19 protein-coding genes are annotated in these 17,155 nt (G+C 70.5%); 12 read left to right on the top strand and 7 right to left on the bottom strand.

Annotated features, from left to right (window positions below; translation table 11 throughout):
* Positions 1 to 42: 42 nt before the first annotated feature.
* Both ACFSL2_RS23265 and ACFSL2_RS23270 read left to right on the top strand, forming a co-directional pair.
* Positions 43 to 495, top strand: a complete 453-nt coding sequence (locus ACFSL2_RS23265; protein ID WP_377200116.1) for a hypothetical protein — start codon at positions 43 to 45, stop codon at positions 493 to 495.
* A gap of 72 nt (positions 496 to 567) precedes the next feature.
* Positions 568 to 972: an SRPBCC family protein gene (locus tag ACFSL2_RS23270; RefSeq protein ID WP_377200117.1), complete on the top strand. Its 405-nt coding sequence runs from the start codon at positions 568 to 570 to the stop codon at positions 970 to 972.
* 27 nt (positions 973 to 999) lie between these two features.
* Here ACFSL2_RS23270 and ACFSL2_RS23275 read toward each other — a convergent pair whose 3' ends face one another.
* Complete coding sequence (locus ACFSL2_RS23275) at positions 1,000 to 1,179, bottom strand: hypothetical protein (protein WP_377200118.1); 180 nt, start codon at positions 1,177 to 1,179, stop codon at positions 1,000 to 1,002.
* 190 nt (positions 1,180 to 1,369) lie between these two features.
* Here ACFSL2_RS23275 and speB point away from each other — a divergent pair, with 190 nt between their 5' ends.
* Positions 1,370 to 2,359: an agmatinase gene (speB, locus tag ACFSL2_RS23280; RefSeq protein ID WP_377200119.1), complete on the top strand. Its 990-nt coding sequence runs from the start codon at positions 1,370 to 1,372 to the stop codon at positions 2,357 to 2,359.
* Here the strand turns inward: speB and ACFSL2_RS23285 are convergent.
* Both ACFSL2_RS23285 and ACFSL2_RS23290 read right to left on the bottom strand, forming a co-directional pair.
* A complete protein-coding gene (locus ACFSL2_RS23285) occupies positions 2,313 to 2,930 on the bottom strand; it encodes an exonuclease domain-containing protein (RefSeq protein ID WP_377200120.1) in 618 nt (205 codons plus the stop codon). The genes speB and ACFSL2_RS23285 overlap by 47 nt on opposite strands.
* A 139-nt stretch (positions 2,931 to 3,069) precedes the next feature.
* Positions 3,070 to 3,378: a hypothetical protein gene (locus ACFSL2_RS23290; protein WP_377200121.1), complete on the bottom strand. Its 309-nt coding sequence runs from the start codon at positions 3,376 to 3,378 to the stop codon at positions 3,070 to 3,072.
* A 645-nt stretch (positions 3,379 to 4,023) separates the two neighbouring features.
* Here ACFSL2_RS23290 and ACFSL2_RS23295 point away from each other — a divergent pair.
* Both ACFSL2_RS23295 and ACFSL2_RS23300 read left to right on the top strand, forming a co-directional pair.
* A complete protein-coding gene (locus ACFSL2_RS23295) occupies positions 4,024 to 5,679 on the top strand; it encodes a sodium:solute symporter family protein (RefSeq protein WP_377200122.1) in 1,656 nt (551 codons plus the stop codon).
* Complete coding sequence (locus ACFSL2_RS23300) at positions 5,676 to 5,804, top strand: putative transporter small subunit (RefSeq protein ID WP_377200123.1); 129 nt, start codon at positions 5,676 to 5,678, stop codon at positions 5,802 to 5,804. Before ACFSL2_RS23295 ends, ACFSL2_RS23300 begins: the two co-directional genes overlap by 4 nt.
* Before the next feature lie 63 nt (positions 5,805 to 5,867).
* Here the strand turns inward: ACFSL2_RS23300 and ACFSL2_RS23305 are convergent, their stop codons facing one another.
* Positions 5,868 to 6,659: a DUF899 family protein gene (locus ACFSL2_RS23305; RefSeq protein WP_377200124.1), complete on the bottom strand. Its 792-nt coding sequence runs from the start codon at positions 6,657 to 6,659 to the stop codon at positions 5,868 to 5,870.
* Positions 6,660 to 6,905: 246 nt separating this feature from the next.
* Between ACFSL2_RS23305 and ACFSL2_RS23310 the strand changes: the two genes are divergently transcribed.
* The 4 genes from ACFSL2_RS23310 to ACFSL2_RS23325 all read left to right on the top strand — a co-directional run bounded on the left by ACFSL2_RS23310 (position 6,906) and on the right by ACFSL2_RS23325 (position 10,575).
* Positions 6,906 to 7,292 (top strand): hypothetical protein, encoded by a 387-nt coding sequence (locus ACFSL2_RS23310; RefSeq protein ID WP_377200125.1) that lies wholly within the window; start codon positions 6,906 to 6,908, stop codon positions 7,290 to 7,292.
* A 214-nt stretch (positions 7,293 to 7,506) separates the two neighbouring features.
* The gene (locus tag ACFSL2_RS23315) at positions 7,507 to 8,505 is read left to right on the top strand and encodes a tripartite tricarboxylate transporter substrate-binding protein (RefSeq protein WP_377200126.1); all 999 of its coding nucleotides are present in this window, start codon (positions 7,507 to 7,509) and stop codon (positions 8,503 to 8,505) included.
* 49 nt (positions 8,506 to 8,554) lie between these two features.
* Positions 8,555 to 9,058 (top strand): tripartite tricarboxylate transporter TctB family protein, encoded by a 504-nt coding sequence (locus tag ACFSL2_RS23320; protein ID WP_377200881.1) that lies wholly within the window; start codon positions 8,555 to 8,557, stop codon positions 9,056 to 9,058.
* Positions 9,059 to 9,066: 8 nt separating this feature from the next.
* Positions 9,067 to 10,575: a tripartite tricarboxylate transporter permease gene (locus tag ACFSL2_RS23325; protein WP_377200127.1), complete on the top strand. Its 1,509-nt coding sequence runs from the start codon at positions 9,067 to 9,069 to the stop codon at positions 10,573 to 10,575.
* Between the two features lie 12 nt (positions 10,576 to 10,587).
* On the opposite strand, the gene ACFSL2_RS23330 is transcribed toward ACFSL2_RS23325, so the two are convergent.
* Positions 10,588 to 11,334: a TSUP family transporter gene (locus ACFSL2_RS23330; RefSeq protein WP_377200128.1), complete on the bottom strand. Its 747-nt coding sequence runs from the start codon at positions 11,332 to 11,334 to the stop codon at positions 10,588 to 10,590.
* Positions 11,335 to 11,431: 97 nt separating this feature from the next.
* Positions 11,432 to 12,811, bottom strand: a complete 1,380-nt coding sequence (locus tag ACFSL2_RS23335; protein WP_377200129.1) for an MFS transporter — start codon at positions 12,809 to 12,811, stop codon at positions 11,432 to 11,434.
* A 277-nt stretch (positions 12,812 to 13,088) separates the two neighbouring features.
* On the opposite strand from ACFSL2_RS23335, the gene murA reads away from it, so the two are divergent.
* The 3 genes from murA (at position 13,089) to ACFSL2_RS23350 (ending at position 16,282) form a co-directional block, all read left to right on the top strand.
* Positions 13,089 to 14,405 (top strand): UDP-N-acetylglucosamine 1-carboxyvinyltransferase, encoded by a 1,317-nt coding sequence (gene murA, locus ACFSL2_RS23340; protein ID WP_377200130.1) that lies wholly within the window; start codon positions 13,089 to 13,091, stop codon positions 14,403 to 14,405.
* Positions 14,406 to 14,486: 81 nt separating this feature from the next.
* Positions 14,487 to 15,242 (top strand): lysophospholipid acyltransferase family protein, encoded by a 756-nt coding sequence (locus ACFSL2_RS23345; protein WP_377200131.1) that lies wholly within the window; start codon positions 14,487 to 14,489, stop codon positions 15,240 to 15,242.
* Positions 15,239 to 16,282 carry an NAD(P)H-dependent glycerol-3-phosphate dehydrogenase gene (locus tag ACFSL2_RS23350; protein ID WP_377200132.1) on the top strand — a complete coding sequence of 348 codons (1,044 nt, stop codon included), beginning with the start codon at positions 15,239 to 15,241 and terminating at the stop codon, positions 16,280 to 16,282. Before ACFSL2_RS23345 ends, ACFSL2_RS23350 begins: the two co-directional genes overlap by 4 nt.
* A gap of 4 nt (positions 16,283 to 16,286) precedes the next feature.
* Here ACFSL2_RS23350 and ACFSL2_RS23355 read toward each other — a convergent pair whose 3' ends face one another.
* Positions 16,287 to 17,015 carry an AMIN-like domain-containing (lipo)protein gene (locus ACFSL2_RS23355; RefSeq protein ID WP_377200133.1) on the bottom strand — a complete coding sequence of 243 codons (729 nt, stop codon included), beginning with the start codon at positions 17,013 to 17,015 and terminating at the stop codon, positions 16,287 to 16,289.
* Positions 17,016 to 17,155: the final 140 nt, after the last annotated feature.

Below are 17,155 nucleotides of genomic sequence, written 5' to 3' on the forward strand. Positions count from 1 at the left end.
TCCTTACCTGTCGTGACGCACCTTTTCGGAATCGTTCCGTTGATGGGATGGGTCTTCATCGCGATCGGCGCGATCACCTCGATTCGTTGGTGGCGCGACGTCAAGAAGCACACGACGGGGGAACTTTCGAAGCCTGGCGGAAAGGTGGTCCTCGCCGTCGAAGCAGCGATGTCTGCCGCGATGTGCCTCATCGGCGGGGCGTTGGTGGTCTACCCCGTCGCCCCGGCGGCGTCTGCCTGCTGGAGGCCACGACGAGCGCGTGAAATTGTCGGCCTCCGCACCCCGCGCCATGGCATCCTGCGCTCCATGACCGAGACGCGGCATCGACGGCACGGGTTCTGGTACCAGGTGGGACGGCCCTTCCGAGCCGTGGGCCGGGGTATCGGGTGGCTCTGGGAGATGGCCGATCTCGTCAGCTCCGCCGTCGCCCTGTGGCGAGGGTTCGTCTGGATCTTCCGAGGCGCGGGACGGCTCCTGGCGGCGATCTTCGACTGAGGGCGTATCGCGCGTGCGCGCCGGTAGGGTCCCAGCATGGTCGGTCCGCGGCGTTACCGTGACGTGCATGCCATGACGATCGGCGCTTCGCCGGAGGTGGTGTGGCGCGCGGTCCTCGACCAGGTCGAGGTGGTCGGGCAACCGTCCTGGTACGTGCGAACGATCGGTTGTCGCGATCGCCGGGCCTCAGGCCCGCGCCCGCTCGCCGCAGGTTCCGTGGTCCCGGGCTTCCGCGTCACGGCAGCCGACCCACCAGGCAGCCTCGCGCTCGACGGCGTCCACCGCTTCTCGGTCTACTCCCTCACCTTCCGGCTGGGGCCCGACGGCGACGGCACGCGACTCGAGGCACACACCGACGCGACGTTCCCGGGCGTGCTCGGTGCGGTCTACCGGCTCCTCGTGATCGACTCGCGCCTGCACCGGGTCGCGACCCGGAGCATCCTGGAGCGCATCCGACGCCGGGTGCCCACACCCTGAGGTGTGCCTGCTCTGGCCGTTGACCGTTCAGCCCGCGTGGCTCGGCGCCGACCCGAGCACGTCGATCCGTGCAGCGGCCTGCCCGGGTGTCAGGCCTTCCGTGTAGACGACGCGCGTCCTGACGGCGTGGTTGAGCGGTTCGGCGACCCACTCGGCGAGAAAGTCGTGCCCGTCGCGGATCCAGTCGGTGTCCTTGTCGGCCGGCATGGTCGGCGAGGGCCTGTTCGACGGCGTGCGCCCTCGCGGGCTCCCATGGCCATCGACCGATGGCCATCGGCTCCTGGCCGTCGACACTGTGCCACACGGTGCGGGACCCCACTGAGCCGGTTGACGCCACCCCGGGACGCCCTGAGGATGACCAGCAACGCGGCACCCTGCCGAGATCAACGGAGCGGACATGACCGACGACCCGACCCACCGTCCTGAGCCGATCGGCCAGCACGACACACCCGGCATGCCCCGGTACGCGGGCATCGCGACCTACGCCCTGCTGCCGACGCGCGACTCCGTCGCGCACGCCGACGTGGCAGTGCTGGGCATACCCTTCGACGCCGGCACGAGCTTCCGCCCGGGTGCCCGCTTCGGACCGAGCCACATCCGGGAGGCTTCCCGGCAGCTGCACCCGTACCACCAGACCCACGACGTCTCGCTGTTCGCGGTGCACCAGGTGGTCGACGCCGGTGACCTGGGCGTCTCTCCGTACTCCATCGATGATGCCGTGGCCACGATCGAGAGCGAGGCCGACGCCTTCGCGGCGGACGGGACCCGCCTGATCGCCCTCGGCGGCGACCACACCATCGCGCTGCCCCTCCTGCGCGCCGTGGCGAAGCGCCAGGGCCCGGTCGCGGTGATCCACTTCGACGCGCACCTCGACACCTGGGACACCCTGCACGGCGCGCCCGTGTGGCACGGGTCGCCGTTCCGTCGCGCCGCCGAGGAGGGACTGCTCGACCTGGGCCGGTGCGTCCACGTCGGCCTGCGCGGCGGTGTCTACGACAAGTCCGAGCTCGAGGCCGACGAGGCCCTCGGGTTCCAGGTCATCCGCGCCGACGACTACGAGGCGCAGGGCGTCGGCACGATCATCGAGCGCATCCGCAACCGGGTGGACGGCGGTCCCGTCTACCTCTCGGTCGACATCGACGTGCTCGACCCCGCGCACGCCCCGGGCACGGGCACACCGGAGGTCGCCGGCCTGACCACGCGGGAGCTCTTCACCACCCTGCGCGGGCTCACGGGGCTCGGCATCGTCGGCGCCGACCTCGTGGAGGTAGCACCCGCCTACGACCACGCCCAGCTGACCGGCCTCGCCGCCGCGCACACCGTGTGGGAGATCCTCGCCGTCATGGCGCACGACGCGCAGCATGGCCGACCGCCGGCGCACCGCTGATCGCAGCGTTGTCACCGAGCCCGTTGTCACCGAGCCCGATGAGCCCGAACCGATGGCACAGCGCGACCGTCACGTGCGCGGCGGCGATGGTGTCCGCGAGGGCATCGTGGTGCGTGAAGGACGGCAGCCCGAGCGCGGTGGTGACGTGCGGCAACGAGTACTTCGGCAGCACGAGGTGCCGCCGGGCCATCCGGAGCGCGTCGACCCACTCGTTGGGCGGCGCGGGCAGCCGGTAGACCGCTGACGCCTTCTCGAACACCGGCCGGTCGGCGGGCACGTTGTAGGCCACGATCGGGTCGGCGCCGATGAAGTCGACGATCGTCGCGTGCACGGAACGCCACGACGGGGCGCTCGTGACGTGCCGGGCCTGGATCCCGTGGGCACGGACGTTGTAGTACCCGAACTCGTCGTGTCCCGCAGGCGGTCGGACAAGCGTCCCGTGGGTCTCGACGACCTGTCCGTCGCGCACCCGGGCGACACCGACGGCGCACACCGATGCCTTGTTCGGGTTGGCGGTCTCGAAGTCGATCGCGGTGAACGAGAGCCCAGGGAGGGGCGGGGGAACCGGCACCGCGCGATCGTAGCGAGCCGTCGTCCGGGCCCCGCGGAGCCGCGCCGGAGGGGCCGGGGACCGCACGGGTGGCGCCACCTGGGCGACACCCGTGCGGGGACGGGCCGAGGTGCTACCCCGCTGAGTTGCTCCCCGCCGACTACCCCTCGGATCCCAGGTTGCCGCGGCAGGCCTCGCCAGGGCTCGGCACGACCCCCTTGAAGCCATGGCTGACCCACTTGCCGTAGGTCTGGACGTGTCCGTCCGTGACGAAGTCGTCGTCGAACTCGGGCGGCTGGGGTTCCTGGTCGTCGGGCAGGTCCAGCCCCGAGTACGCGCAGGCCGAGCTGGCGTTGGCCCCGCCGGGAACCGGAGCCCCGGTCCCGCTGGTCTCACCGGCCTGCGCTGACATTCCACCGCCCAGGCTCAGGCCTGCAGCGACGACGAACACCATGAAGACGCGCTTCATGTTCACCACCTCCATGTGGCGGAAGGCGTCCGGGTAGGTTGGGCGAACCCGATCCGCCCCCGGAGCATCCAAAGTACGGCGGGTTCGACGCCGCCACCCGCCGGGACGCAGAGATCACCCCCCGCAGAGATCACACGCTGAGGGCCGGTGAGGCGTGCTTGATGTCCGAATGAGCCTCATGAGCGGCGACGACCAGCAGGCATGCGGCTTGGGCATTCCACTGCCTTGATGTGGTAGAACCATTTCCGACGGATCCCGACCGCCAGCGCCCCGCGCTGCGCCCGGTGGAACTCCGCCCCTTCGTCGTCGCCGCGCCATCCCGCGCGAGCCCGCAGGGTCCGTCACTGCCTCGCCGGCACGGACCTGTGCCGGCACTTGAAGGTCGCTGGCCTGCGCCGAAGTGCGCCCGGGCCCGGACCGTGGACGAACGAAAGGAGCTTTGTGCTCTACTGCCGGCCAGCACGGCACAGCACCACCCGGCCCCGTGCGACGGGTCCACTCCACCGACGGCGGATACCGCCCACCTAGCTGCCGTTCCCACTGCACCCGTTCATCCGGTCCGGCTTCCGGACCGATCCCTGACGAGAAAGTGAGAACGCCTTGGGCGAACTACAACATCTATCCGGTCCCGTAGTCATCCTGCTGATGCTGCTGTTCTTCGGCGGCAGCTTCTACATGTCGGTCCGCATCAGCAAGAAGAAGGAGAACGCGGACGGCTACATGACCGGCGGCGGCAAGATCGGGTTCGGCATCTCCGCCGCGTCGATGACCGCCACCTGGATCTGGGCGTCGTCGATGTACGCCTCCGCCACCTCCGGCTACACGTACGGCATCTCCGGCCCCATCCACTACGGGCTCTGGGGCGCCCTGATGATCCTGCTGATCTACCCCTTCGGGCGCCGGATCCGCGCCGTCGCGCCCCGCGCCCACACGATCGCCGAGGTCATGTTCGCCCGGCACGGGCGCTCGAGCCAGCTCATGCTCGCCGGCTCCAACGTGCTCGGCAGCGTAATCAGCCTGACGTCCAACCTCATCGCCGGCGGCGCGCTCGTCGACATGCTCACGCCCTACACCTTCACGCAGGGCATCATCGCCATCGCGGCCGGGGTGCTCCTGTACACGCTGTGGTCCGGGTTCCGTGCGTCGGTGCTGACCGACTTCGCCCAGGTGCTCGCCATGCTCGGCGCGGTCGTGGTGATCATCCCGATCGTGTTCTTCGCCGCCGGTGGGCCGGGCCTGTTCGAGACCGGAGCGGAGAACCTCACGCGCCAGCAGCAGGACTTCTTCTCCTCGGACGCGTTCTTCAACCAGGGCGCGCCGTACATCGCGGCGGTGCTGGCGTACGCGATCGGCAACCAGACCATCGCCCAGCGGCTCTTCGCGGTCCGGGAGGACCTCATCAAGAAGACCTTCGTCACCGCGACGTTCGGTTACGGGGCGACGATCATCGGCGTCGGGATGCTCGGGGTCATCGCCCTGTACGCGGGGGTCGAGCCGCTGGGTGGCGACCTGAACAACCTGATCCCGCAGATGGCCGCCACGTATCTGAACCCGGTGCTCCTGTGCCTGTTCTTCGTGATGATCATCGGCTCGCTGTCCTCGACGGCGGACTCCGACCTCACGGCCCTCTCGTCGATCGTGATGACGGATGTCTACGGCCAGAACATCGCCGGGAAGAAGCGCGCCAACCCACGCACGATGGTCCTCATCGGCCGGATCACGATGGTCATCGCCATCGCGGCGGCGCTCGTCTTCGCGGGCACCAAGCTGAACATCCTGGACCTGCTGGTGTTCGTCGGCGCGCTGTGGGGAGCGCTCGTGTTCCCCGTGATCGCGAGCTTCTACTGGGGCCGCGTCACGAACGCCGCCTTCAGCATCGCGGTCGTGGCGGGCCTCGCCGCCTTCCTGCCGGTCCGCTTCTCCTGGGTCGACCTCTCCGGTGGGCTGGGGCTCGCCTCGGACGTCCTGTCCACCGTCGGCATCGGCATCGTGCTCGGGCTGATGGCCTTCGGCTTCTTCGGCAAGCGGGTCGCGCTCGTCGTGGGCACGGTCGCGACGCTCGCGGCCGCTCCGTTCGCGATCGGGTTCCTGCACATCTACCCGGTGCTGTCCGGATCACTCGTCGCCTACGCGGTGAGCACGATCGTCTGTGTCGCCCTGACCCTGCTGAACAAGGGGACGTTCGACTTCGCGCTCATCAAGGAGCGCACCGGCGACTTCGACAACGAACCGGGCGCCGACCGCCCGGACGACGAGCCGCGCCCGGGTGAGCCCGTCGCGGTCCGAGGGGAGATCTCATGACATTCCTGCTCACGCTCTACGTGCTCGTCTGGCCGGTCATCGTGGCCGGCGTGCTCTTCGTGATCGGGCGCGCGTTCTACCGCGAGGTGCGTGCGGCCAAGGCCGAGGGGCGCACCATCATCTAGCGCCTACCCCGAGCCCATGAGCCCACCCTGAGCCGCCGGCCGCGCCCTGCGCGCCGTCGCGACTCAGTGGTGGTGCTCGTGGCCGGCGCCGGGTGCTACCGGCGTCGCCCCCGGCCGCGTCCACTGGGGCACCGGCCGGCGGGTCGGCCCCCAGGTGGCGCCACCGTCGGCGTCCGTGGCCCAGTACCAGCACGAGTTCCGGCCCTCCGGCCACCCGTCCGGCATGTCCTCCCAGGCTTCGCCGCGACCGTAGGGCGTCATGTCGAGCAGGCCGAACACCCCGGAGGCCGGCTCGTTGCCCCGTCCCGTGGTCCGGTAGGTGAGGTACACCCGGTCGCCGTCGCGCAGGAAGCAGGCGATGTGGCCCATGTCCACGCCGACCGGTGCCTCCAGCCCGCGCACCGAGTACCAGGGCTCGGTGTAGCCCATGAACTCGAGGAACGGGGCGACCTCGTCCCAGGGACCCTCGGTCAGCATGGCGAACGAGACCCCGCGCGCGGCGAGGTACGGGGCGGCCTGCTGGATGTGCCAGGCGTTGATGGTGCAGCCGGGGCACTGACCCTCGAACGGGTCGCCGTCGTGCCACATGTGCTGGTAGACCACGAGCTCGTCGCGGCCCTGGAACAGGTCGACGAGCGGCACGGGTCCGTCGGCGCCGGTGACCTGCATGGTGGCGTCCAGCTCGACCATCGGCAGCCGCCGGCGCTCGGCGGCCAGTGCGTCGCCCGCTCGGGTGTGCGCCTTCTCCCGCGCGAGGAACTCCTCGCGCGTGGCCTGCCAGGTGTCCCAGTCGACGACGGGCGGACGGCCAGGAGACCCGGTCGTAGCGGGGCTCGTGACGGACTGCTCGGTCATGGTGTCCTCCTGCGTCTCGGATGTGGCGCGTCCTGGCGCCCGCATATACAGACGGCGCACAGGGCCGGTGCTCATCGCCGTCCGGCAAGCCGCGGGGCAGTATCCTCAGCCGGACAGCTGCACCGGCGAACCGTGAGGTACGTGATGGCGAGCGAGTAGCATCCTGACCTGCGACGCGACGTCCTGCCTGGCCGTTCTGCTGGATTCTGGGGACAGCTGTGGCTCGGTGCTGGTACCGCGTCGATCGTGCTGTTGATCCTGACGCTGCTCGCCGCCGTGCACCTGCGGCCCGCCTACTTGCTGGCCATCGGGCTGGCGTGGTTCGTGTCCGTCGTGCTGTTCGGTGGGCGGTTCGGCGGCCCCCTCAGCTGGGTGGAGGAGCGCAGAGCGAGAGCCGAGCGCTCCGCCGGCTACAGCACACAGCTCGGCGACGCTGTCGCGGACGAGTTCAGGGTGGACGTGGACGTCGTGGACTCGCGGTCCGGGCGCGTGATCCGGCTGGCCGGCGAACGGATGCCCAAGGCCTTCTTCAACGACCGGCGAGCCTTCATGCGGGAACGCGTCCGCCGCGTGCGCGCGGTGGCCGACGGGGCGGAGGGGCGGGCTCGCGTCACGCGGGCCGATCTGCCGTGAGCGCCTCGGCCAGCACCGTCGGCACGTCACGCGGCTCGCGCCCGAGGACCTGGCGGACGCGGCCCGGCCGAGGTCACCATTCGGTCAAACCGTCATAAGTTTGTGGCGGGTGTCACAGGTGCGGCGGTACTGTCACGGTCTCGACCGGATTCACCCCCTGCGCAACCTCACTATGGATCAACCTCTGCCGGATCAACGATGATCGGAGACGGACATGACCCCTGCCGGAACCCGGAAGGTGGCCGCGTACCTCGGTGCGCTGGCCGGCCTCAGCCTCACCCTCGCCGCCTGCTCCTCGGGCACTGACCCCGCCGCGTATCCCGAGGACGACATCGAGGTGATCGTGCCGTTCTCCGCGGGTGGTCCCACCGACACCGTGACCCGCATGATCGCCGAGCCCATGTCGGAGGACCTGGGCGTGCAGCTGGTCGTGCAGAACATCGACGGCGCGGGCGGCACCGTCGGCGCCGGCCAGGCCGCCACCGCAGACCCCGACGGCTACACCGTGCTCATGCACCACATCGGGATGTCCACGGCGCCCGCGCTCTACGACGACCTCGCCTACGACCCGATCGCCGATTTCAAGCCGGTAGGCCTCGTCACCGAGGTGCCCATGACGATCATCGCGAGCTCCGACTTCGAGCCGGAGACGTTCGAGGAGTTCGTCACCTACGTCCAGGAGAACGCCGACACGGTGACGATGGCGCACGCCGGCGAGGGATCCGCGTCCAACCTGTGCGGTCTCCTGCTGACCGACGCGCTCGGGGTCGAGGTCACCGCCGTCCCGTACGACGGCACGGGGCCCGCGATGGCCGAGCTGGTGGGCGGTCAGGTCGACTTCATGTGCGACCAGACCACGAACACGACGGGCCAGATCACGGCGGGCGAGGTCAAGGCCTACGCGGCGACGACGCCGGAGCGCATCGAGGCCCTGCCCGACCTGCCCACCACCACGGAGGCCGGCCAGCCCGACATCCAGGTCAGCGTGTGGCACGGCCTGTACGTCCCGGCCGAGACGCCCGACGAGGTGGTCACCCAGCTCACCGACTCGCTCCAGGCGGCGCTCACCGACCAGGGCGTCATCGATCAGATGGCGAACCTCGGCACGGCCCCCGTGAGCGAGGAGCAGGCCACTCCGGAGGCTCACGCGACCCTGCTCGAGGAGCAGACCGCGACCTGGGCCGACATCATCGGCGCCAGCCAGGGAGGCTGAGATCGGCACCCTGCGCCCCCGCTCGACGAGCGATCTCGTCGCGGGCCTGATCTTCGTCGGGCTCGGTGCGGCCTTCGCGGTCGGCGCTCTCGGGTACGAGCTCGGATCACTCCTCGAGATGGGGCCGGGCTACGTGCCCCTCGTCCTCGGCATCGTGCTCGTCGCGCTCGGCCTCGGCACGGCGATCAAGGCGTACGTCGCGCCGGACCCGGCCCCGGGTGAGGCGCCCGCCGGCACGGTGGCGGACGCCGAGCTGCCTGACACGGTGCCGGCCGATACCGAGGAGCTCGACCCACGGCCGCTCGCCGGTATCCAGTGGCGCCCCACCGTGGCGGTGTTCGCCGCGGTGACCTTCTTCGCGCTCACCACCGACGGCCTGGGGCTGCTGCCCGCGACGTTCGGCACCGGGCTGCTCGCCGCGCTCGCACGACGCGGTACCGGACCGGTACGGGCGCTCGTCATCGCCGCCGGCCTGACGCTGGCGAGCTGGGTCATCTTCGTGGTCCTCCTGCAGCTGCGCCTCGCGCTGTTCGGCGACTGGCTCGGTGGGTAGGGGACGCGATGGACCTCCTGGACAACCTCGCGCTCGGCTTCTCCGAGGCGCTCCAATGGCACAACATCCTGTTCTGCCTGCTCGGTGTCGCGCTGGGCACCTCCGTCGGCGTGCTGCCCGGCATCGGGCCGACGGCGACCATCGCCCTGCTGCTGCCGATCACGTTCGGGTTCGACGACCCGACGTCGGCCCTCATCATGCTCGCCGGCATCTACTACGGGGCCCAGTACGGCGGGTCCACGACGGCGATCCTGCTCAACCTGCCGGGGGAGTCGTCGGCGGCGGTGACGGCGATCGACGGGCACCAGATGGCGCGCGCCGGGCGGGCCGGCGTGGCGCTCGCGGTGGCCGCGCTGGGGTCGTTCACCGCGGGGACCGTCGCCACCGTCGTGCTCGCGGTGGCCGCGCCGCCGCTGGCGCGGGCCGCCACCTCGTTCGGCGCCGCCGAGTACTTCTCGCTGGTGGTGCTCGGCCTCATCGCGTCGATCGCCCTGGCGAGCGGGTCCACGATCAAGGCGCTCGCCATGATCGTGCTCGGCATCCTGCTCGGCACGATGGGGCAGGACCTGTACACCGGCACACCGCGCTTCACGTTCGGCGTGCGGGAGCTCTATCAGGGGCTGAGCTTCGTCGCGGTCGCCGTCGGCGTGTTCGGTGTCGCCGAGATCCTGCGCAACCTGCACGACCCCCGCACCAGGACCCGCATGGTGAGCCGGGTGGCCAACCTCTGGCCGAGCAGGACGGAGCTGCGGCGCATCGTGGGCCCGGTGCTCCGCGCCACGGGGCTGGGTTCCCTGCTCGGTGTGCTGCCCGGTGGCGGGCACGTGCTCGCCTCGTTCGCCTCCTACGCCGTCGAGAAGCGGATCTCGCGGAACCCCGGCGAGTTCGGGCACGGGGCGATCGAGGGAGTGGCCGGGCCGGAGTCGGCGAACAACGCCGCGGCGCAGACGTCGTTCATCCCGCTGCTCACGCTCGGGCTGCCGGCGCACCCCGTGATGGCCCTCATGGTGGGGGCGTTCATCATCCAGGGCATCACGCCAGGGCCCAACGTCATGACCGAGCAGCCCACCCTGTTCTGGGGCCTGATCGCCTCCATGTGGATCGGCAACGTGCTGCTGGTGCTGCTCAACCTGCCGCTCATCGGGCTGTGGGTGCGCATGCTCTCGGTGCCGTACTCGGTGCTGTTCCCCGTCATCGTGGTGTTCGCCTGTATCGGGACCTACTCGCTGGGGCAGAACCCGTACCACGTGTTCGCGGTGGCGGTCTTCGGGGTGCTGGGCTTCGTGCTCGTGCGGTCGGGGTGCGAGCCCGCGCCGCTGCTCCTCGGGTTCGTGCTCGGTCCGCTGCTCGAGGAGAACCTGCGCAGAGCCCTGCTCATCTCGCGCGGCGATCCCACGGTCTTCGTCACCCGGCCCATCTCGGGGGTGCTGCTCGGTCTCGCCGTGCTCGCGCTGGTGGTCGCGGTGCTGCCGTCGATCCGGCGCAAGCGGGACGTGGTGTTCGCCGAAGACGAGTGACCGCGGTCGCCATCAGATCGTGAGCAGGCCCCGGGTCAGGGCCGTCACCGCACCGGCCACGGCCACGGTCAGCGCGATGCGGGCCGCGACCCGCGTGGGGATCCGGCGCGCCAGGACGGTGCCGACGCCCACCCCGCCGAGCACGGCCGCGAGCAGCACCGGCCACACCCACCAGGCGGGCACGGCGCCGGCTGGGATCGCGCCGAGGCCCAGCTTGGTCGCGACCGACATGGTGTTCATGACGATCAGGAGCGGCTGCAGGGTCGCGGCGAACGAGCGGTGGTCCCAGCGGGTGGCCAGCGCGTACGCCGTCCACGCCGGCGCGGCCACGCCCGACGTCGTGTTCATGAAGCCCGCCGCGAGGCCGGTCACCACGGCCACCGAGCGGCCCTTGACCCGGACGCGGCGGCGCAGCAGCGCCGAGGCGACGAGTGCGGCCAGTACCGAACCGCCCACGATCACGTCCAGCCACGCGGAGTTCGCCTCGCGCACCGTGAGCGCACCGAGCACGGAGCCCACCAGCATGAGCGGCAGGATCGTGACGACGCGCCGCCAGTCCACCCGGTCCCGCAGCGCGCGCAGGATGAGCAGGGCGGTGACGATCGCCGCCACGTTGCTGACCAGCACGCCCACCGAGGCGCCGAGGAGCACCGTCAGCACGGGGGCCGCCACCATGCCCAGGCCCATCCCGGCGACCCGCTGCAGCCCGGCTCCGAGTACGACGGCGGCACACGCTGCGATCAGGGCCGTCGTCTCCACGCCGTCACGCTATCCGACGTCGAACGTAGGCCTGGTCGCTCGCACGGGGCTCATGAAGCGACCAGACCTACGTTCGACGCCGTCCACGAGGCGAGGGTCAGGACGTGACGTTGTCGTCGTAGTCGACGTCGCGGGTCTCGCGCTCCAGGAGCAACGCGACCAACGTGATGACCGCCATCGCGGCGAGGTAGACGCCGACCAGCACCGGCGAGCCGTCGGCCTTCGCCCACAGCCACACGGCGATGAACGGCGCGACCGCCGCACCGAGCACCGACGACAGGTTGTACGCGACGGCGGAGCCGGTGTACCGCACGTTGGCCGGGAACAGCTCGGGCAGCACGGCGGCCATCGGGCCGAAGGTGAGGCCCATGAGCGTGAAGCCGATGATCAGCAGGCTCTGCACGCCGATGTGGCCCGCGGAGAACAGCGGCACCCACACCCCGCCGAACAGCGCGATCGCCACGGTGACCCAGATGAGGTGCGCACGGCGACCGAACTTCTCCGCCATCGGCCCGGAGACCAGCGTGAAGATGCCGAAGAACACGACGCCGATGATCAGCATCCAGAGGAAGTCGATCTTCTCGTAGCCGAGCCCCGCGGGGGAGCCGTCGGTGGGGTCGGTCGAGGCGATGCCGTAGTTCAGCGTGAACGTCGTCATCAGGTAGAACAGCGCGTACGTGGCCAGCATGATGAACGTGCCGGACACGATCTGCTTCCACGACGTGCGGAACACGCGGGCCACCGGCACCTTCGCGACGGCGGAGGTCTCGACCACCTTGCGGAACGCCGGCGTCTCGAGCAGCGAGAGCCGCACCCACAGGCCGATGATCACGAGGATCGCGGACGCGAGGAACGGGATGCGCCAGCCCCAGGTGGCGAACTGCTCGGGCGTCAGGGCGCTCGACAGCGAGATGAAGACCGTGTTGGCCAGGATGAAGCCGATGGGTGCGCCCAGCTGCGGGAACGTGCCGTAGATGGCCCGCTTGCCCCGGGGCGCGTTCTCCGTCGCCAGCAGCGCGGCGCCGCTCCACTCACCACCGAGGCCGAGCCCCTGGCAGAACCGGCACAGCACGAGGACGGCGGGCGCGGCAAGGGCCCAGCCCGGCGTCGACGCCGCGGGGATGAGCCCGATCAGGACCGTCGCGATACCCATCGTGAGCAGCGACGCCACGAGGGTGGCCTTGCGGCCGACCCGGTCGCCGAAGTGGCCGAACAGCACCGAGCCGAGCGGTCGCGCCACGAACGCGACACCGAACACGGCGAAGGACGACAGGAGCTGGGTGGTGGGGTCCTCGGCGTTCGGGAAGAACAGCGCGGGGAACACCAGCGACGCGGCGGTGGCATAGATGTAGAAGTCGTAGAACTCGATGGACGTACCGATGAGGGACGCGACGACGACGCGGCCCCGGGGGTTGCCTGCCGGAGGCGCGCCCTGCTCGCCGGTGGTTCCGACGGTCGGTGATGCGGAGGTGCTCATGGCCGGGACACTAAGCAGCGTGTCCGCGATCCGGGAACCGCGTCTCATTCTGTGGATATCCCTTGACGCAGCCGGCCCACGGCGGTTCCGCGCGGGTGTGGGGGCACGTGGCGTGTCGCACTGCGCCGGCGTGCGTCGTGCGTGAAGGTGTAGTGAACGGTGAATACTCCCGTCCGTGCGCGTGTTGGCACGACCGGCGGTGGGGGGCAGGATCGACCGGGCGCCCCCGGGGCCCATCGACAACCATCATCGGAACGAACGAGACGACGACGAGCATATGAACGATCTGCTGTATGTGAACGGCGGCACCCCGCTGAACGGAACCATCACCGTTCGAGGCGCAAAGAACTTCGTGTCGAAGTCCATGGTGGCTTCCCTGTTGGGGGAGACCCCCAGTGTGCTGCGGAACGTACCGCAGATCCGTGACGTCAAGGTCGTCTCGGGGCTCCTGGACCTGCACGGCGTGAACGTCAAGTACGACACCGACGCGGGCATCCTGGACCTCGACCCGTCCAACGTGGAGTCGGCCCACGTGGCCGACATCGACGCCCACGCGGGCTCCAGCCGCATCCCGATCCTGTTCTGCGGACCGCTGCTGCACCGGCTCGGCGAGGCGTTCATCCCTGACCTGGGCGGCTGCCGCATCGGCGACCGGCCGATCAACTTCCACCTCGACATCCTGCGGCAGTTCGGCGCCGTCGTCGACAAGCGGGCCGGTGGCATCCACCTGCGGGCGCCGCGCCGCCTGCAGGGCACCAAGATCGCCCTGCCGTACCCGTCCGTGGGCGCCACGGAGCAGACGCTGCTCACGGCGGTCCGCGCGGACGGGATCACCGAGCTCTCGGGCGCGGCCATCGAGCCCGAGATCATGGACCTGATCGCGGTGCTGCAGAAGATGGGCGCCATCATCTCGGTCGACACCGACCGCGTGATCCGCATCGAGGGCGTCGACCGCCTCGAGGGGTACACCCACACCGCCCTGAACGACCGCATCGAGACCGCGTCCTGGGCCGCGGCGGCCCTGGCCACCGGGGGAGACATCACCGTCAAGGGCGCCACCCAGCCCGAGATGATGACCTTCCTCAACACGTTCCGGAAGGTCGGCGGCCGGTTCGAGGTGCAGGACGACGGCATCCGTTTCTGGCACGCCGGCGGCGACCTGAAGTCCATCGTGCTCGAGACCGACGTGCACCCCGGCTTCATGACCGACTGGCAGCAGCCGCTCGTCGTCGCGCTCACCCAGGCCAAGGGCCTGTCGATCGTGCACGAGACCGTGTACGAGAACCGCTTCGGCTTCACGGACGCGCTGCGCAAGATGGGCTCGACGATCCAGGTCTACAAGGAGTGCCTGGGCGGCCGCGACTGCCGGTTCGGGCAGCGCAACTTCCACCACTCCGCCGTCGTCTCCGGCCCGACGCCGCTCTCCGCCGCCGACATCGAGGTGCCCGACCTGCGCGGCGGGTTCTCGCACCTCATCGCGGCGCTCACAGCCAGGGGCCGGTCCACGGTGCGCGGCATCGGCCTGATCGACCGCGGCTACGAGAACTTCCAGGAGAAGCTGGAGGCCCTGGGCGCCGACGTCGCCCGCGGCTGACCCCCTCCACGTGTCGGACGCTCAGGTCACTCGGGTGACGTGAGCGTCTGACACGTCGGGAGCCGAGTATTGTTCTGGACCGTGTCCATCCCACGCCCCGAGTCACGCATGTACCGCTTCATCGCGTTCATCGTGCGGAACCTCATGTTCTCCCTGTGCAAGTACGACTGGAAGGGCGGGGAGAACTTCCCGGCCAAGGGCGGGTTCATCGCCGCGGCCAACCACGTCACGGAGCTCGACGCGCTGACGCTGGCGCACTACCTCTTCGACAACGGCCGGGAGCCGCGCATCCTGGCCAAGCGCGGCCTGTTCACCTCGCCGCTGACGGGGTGGGCCCTGCGGGGCACCAAGATGATCCCGGTGGACCGGGAGTCGGCCAAGGCCACACAGTCCCTGAAGAACGCCGCCAACCAGCTCGGTGACGGCGCCTGCGTCGCGATCCTGCCCGAGGGCACGCTGACGCGGGACCCCGAGCTCTGGCCCATGGAGGGCAAGACCGGCGTGGCCCGCATCGCGCTGACGACGCGCCTGCCGGTGCTCCCCGTCGCCCAGTGGGGGGTCACGGAGATCATGCCCCGGTACGGTCGGCTGCGCTGGCCGTACCCGCGCAAGAAGGTGACCATCCAGACGGGCCCGCCCGTCGACCTCAGCGACCTGTACGACCGGCCCCAGGACACCGCGACCCTGCGCGAGGCCACGAGCCGCATCATGGACGCCATCACCACCGAGCTGGAGCAGATCCGTGGTGAGGTGGCCCCCACCCCGCGGTTCGACCTGCGCAAGCACCCAGAGTACGAGGCAAAGATGACGAGCTACCCCCCGGTGGAGCGCCCGTGAGCGCGCCCGCGCCCCTGAGCGCGCCCCTGACCGCCGCCCCGACCAAGGTTGCCGTGCTCGGCGCCGGATCGATGGGCACAACCTTCGCGATGGTCCTCGCCGACGCCGGATGCGACGTGACCCTGTGGGGTCGTGACGCCGCTGTGCTCGACGCCGTCGACCGGACACACCGCAACGAGAAGTACCTGCCCGGCGTCCAGCTGCCCGCGATGCACGGCACCACCGACCCCGCAGTCGCGCTCCAGGGCGCGTCGATAGTGGTGGTGTCGGTGCCGTCGCAGGTGGCCCGCGCGACCCTGGCGTCGATGAAGGACCTGGTCGAACCGGACGCCGTCGTCGTCTCCCTGATGAAGGGGGTCGAGCTCGGCACGGACAAGCGGATGAGCCAGGTCATCGCCGAGGTGCTGGACCTGCCGGACGAGCGTGTCGCCATCGTCTCCGGGCCCAACCTGGCACCGGAGATCGCCGAGCGGCAGCCGACGGCGACCGTGGTCGCCTCGCGCAGCGAGGCCACGGCCCAGCGGGTGGCCGCAGCGTGCTGGACCGGGTACTTCCGGCCCTACACGAACACCGACGTCGTGGGCGTCGAGCTGTGCGGAGCGGTGAAGAACATCATCGCCCTCGCGGCGGGCATGGCCCAGGGCCGCGGCTTCGGCTGGAACACCATCGCGACGCTCATCACGCGCGGTCTCGTCGAGATCACGCGCCTCGGACTCGCGCTGGGGGCCGACGCCGCTACGTTCTCCGGGCTGGCCGGCATGGGCGACCTGACGGCGACGTGCGCGTCGCCGCTGTCGCGCAACCACCGGCTCGGCAAGCACTTCGGCGAGGGGCTCACGCTCGAGGAGGCCATCGCGGCGACCGGCGGCACGGCGGAGGGCGTCAAGTCGTCGCAGTCCGTGCTGGAGCTGGCCCGCGCGCACGACGTCGAGATGCCGATCACGGCCGGCGTCGTGGACGTCCTGGCGGGCAAGCTGCCCCTGTCCGAGCTCGCGGCGACACTGCTCGCGCGGCCCCAGAAGTCCGAGGTCGCCGGCTGAGCGGTCAGTGCTGGACGTCCACCACGACCCGCGTCGGGTCCTCCAGCAGGAACACCCGGAACGGGCGCCGGTCGTCCTCCACGCCGACGAACGTCGTCGTGTAGCCCTCGAACCAGTGGCGGTACACGATCTCCTCCACGGAGTCGGTGTCGTCGGGCTCGACGCGCTCGCCCGGGAACTCCTCGACGCCGCTGTCCGCCGGCATCGCGGTGCCGGACAGCGACACGCGCAGGATCGCGTCGCCGTCGACCTCGACGGCCTGCCCCGAGCCGTCGTCGGACGCCTGGTCCACGTACTCGACCCGCCAGCCGGGCGCGCCGTCGCCGGTGCCGTCGAGGTCGAACACGACGCGGTCGTACCGGTCGTGCTCCGCGACGCGGATGTCCGTCACGGTCAGGAAGGTGTTGCCCTCGCCCGACGGTTCGGCGGTGTCGGGCCGGGTGTTCGCGGGGAAGGGCGGGCCCGCAGCGGTCTCCGTGGCGGACGCGGTCGGCTCCGGCGTGTCGTCCGTGTCGTCGCCCCCTGCACCATCGCCCCCTGCACCATCGCCCGCTGAACCGTCGTCCGCGGACGGCGAGTCGCCCGGCGCCGAGGCGATGGGCGCAGGGCTGGACAAGCCGACCCCGGGCTCCTGCGAGCTGGGCTGACCGCTGGTGCACCCGGCCAGGAGCAACGCGGCGGCCGCTGCGAGTGCTGCGGCTGTCGAGGCTGTGCGGTGTCCGGCTCGTCCCATGTTTCCAGCGTAGAGCCTGTTCGGGTGCCGTGGCTGGTCAGAGGCCGGCCGGACACCGTTGAGCGGCCCGCGCCCGGGCTCCGGCGCCGCGTCCGCCGGAGATCCATCCGGTCCGCACTCTTGACTTGTGAGACATGTTA

This window comes from Promicromonospora aerolata, from assembly GCF_042682255.1.
GTDB lineage: Bacteria > Actinomycetota > Actinomycetes > Actinomycetales > Cellulomonadaceae > Promicromonospora > Promicromonospora aerolata.

Bases quoted from the DNA above. Each gene is read 5' to 3' on its own strand.
- ACFSL2_RS23265 (WP_377200116.1), top strand. From the start codon at position 43: ATGGGATGGGTCTTCATCGCGATCGGCGCGATCACCTCGATTCGTTGG.
- ACFSL2_RS23270 (WP_377200117.1), top strand. From the start codon at position 568: ATGACGATCGGCGCTTCGCCGGAGGTGGTGTGGCGCGCGGTCCTCGAC.
- ACFSL2_RS23275 (WP_377200118.1), bottom strand. From the start codon at position 1,179: ATGCCGGCCGACAAGGACACCGACTGGATCCGCGACGGGCACGACTTT.
- speB (WP_377200119.1), top strand. From the start codon at position 1,370: ATGACCGACGACCCGACCCACCGTCCTGAGCCGATCGGCCAGCACGAC.
- ACFSL2_RS23290 (WP_377200121.1), bottom strand. From the start codon at position 3,378: ATGAAGCGCGTCTTCATGGTGTTCGTCGTCGCTGCAGGCCTGAGCCTG.
- ACFSL2_RS23295 (WP_377200122.1), top strand. From the start codon at position 4,024: ATGCTGCTGTTCTTCGGCGGCAGCTTCTACATGTCGGTCCGCATCAGC.
- ACFSL2_RS23300 (WP_377200123.1), top strand. From the start codon at position 5,676: ATGACATTCCTGCTCACGCTCTACGTGCTCGTCTGGCCGGTCATCGTG.
- ACFSL2_RS23305 (WP_377200124.1), bottom strand. From the start codon at position 6,659: ATGACCGAGCAGTCCGTCACGAGCCCCGCTACGACCGGGTCTCCTGGC.
- ACFSL2_RS23315 (WP_377200126.1), top strand. From the start codon at position 7,507: ATGACCCCTGCCGGAACCCGGAAGGTGGCCGCGTACCTCGGTGCGCTG.
- ACFSL2_RS23325 (WP_377200127.1), top strand. From the start codon at position 9,067: ATGGACCTCCTGGACAACCTCGCGCTCGGCTTCTCCGAGGCGCTCCAA.
- ACFSL2_RS23335 (WP_377200129.1), bottom strand. From the start codon at position 12,811: ATGAGCACCTCCGCATCACCGACCGTCGGAACCACCGGCGAGCAGGGC.
- murA (WP_377200130.1), top strand. From the start codon at position 13,089: ATGAACGATCTGCTGTATGTGAACGGCGGCACCCCGCTGAACGGAACC.
- ACFSL2_RS23355 (WP_377200133.1), bottom strand. From the start codon at position 17,015: ATGGGACGAGCCGGACACCGCACAGCCTCGACAGCCGCAGCACTCGCA.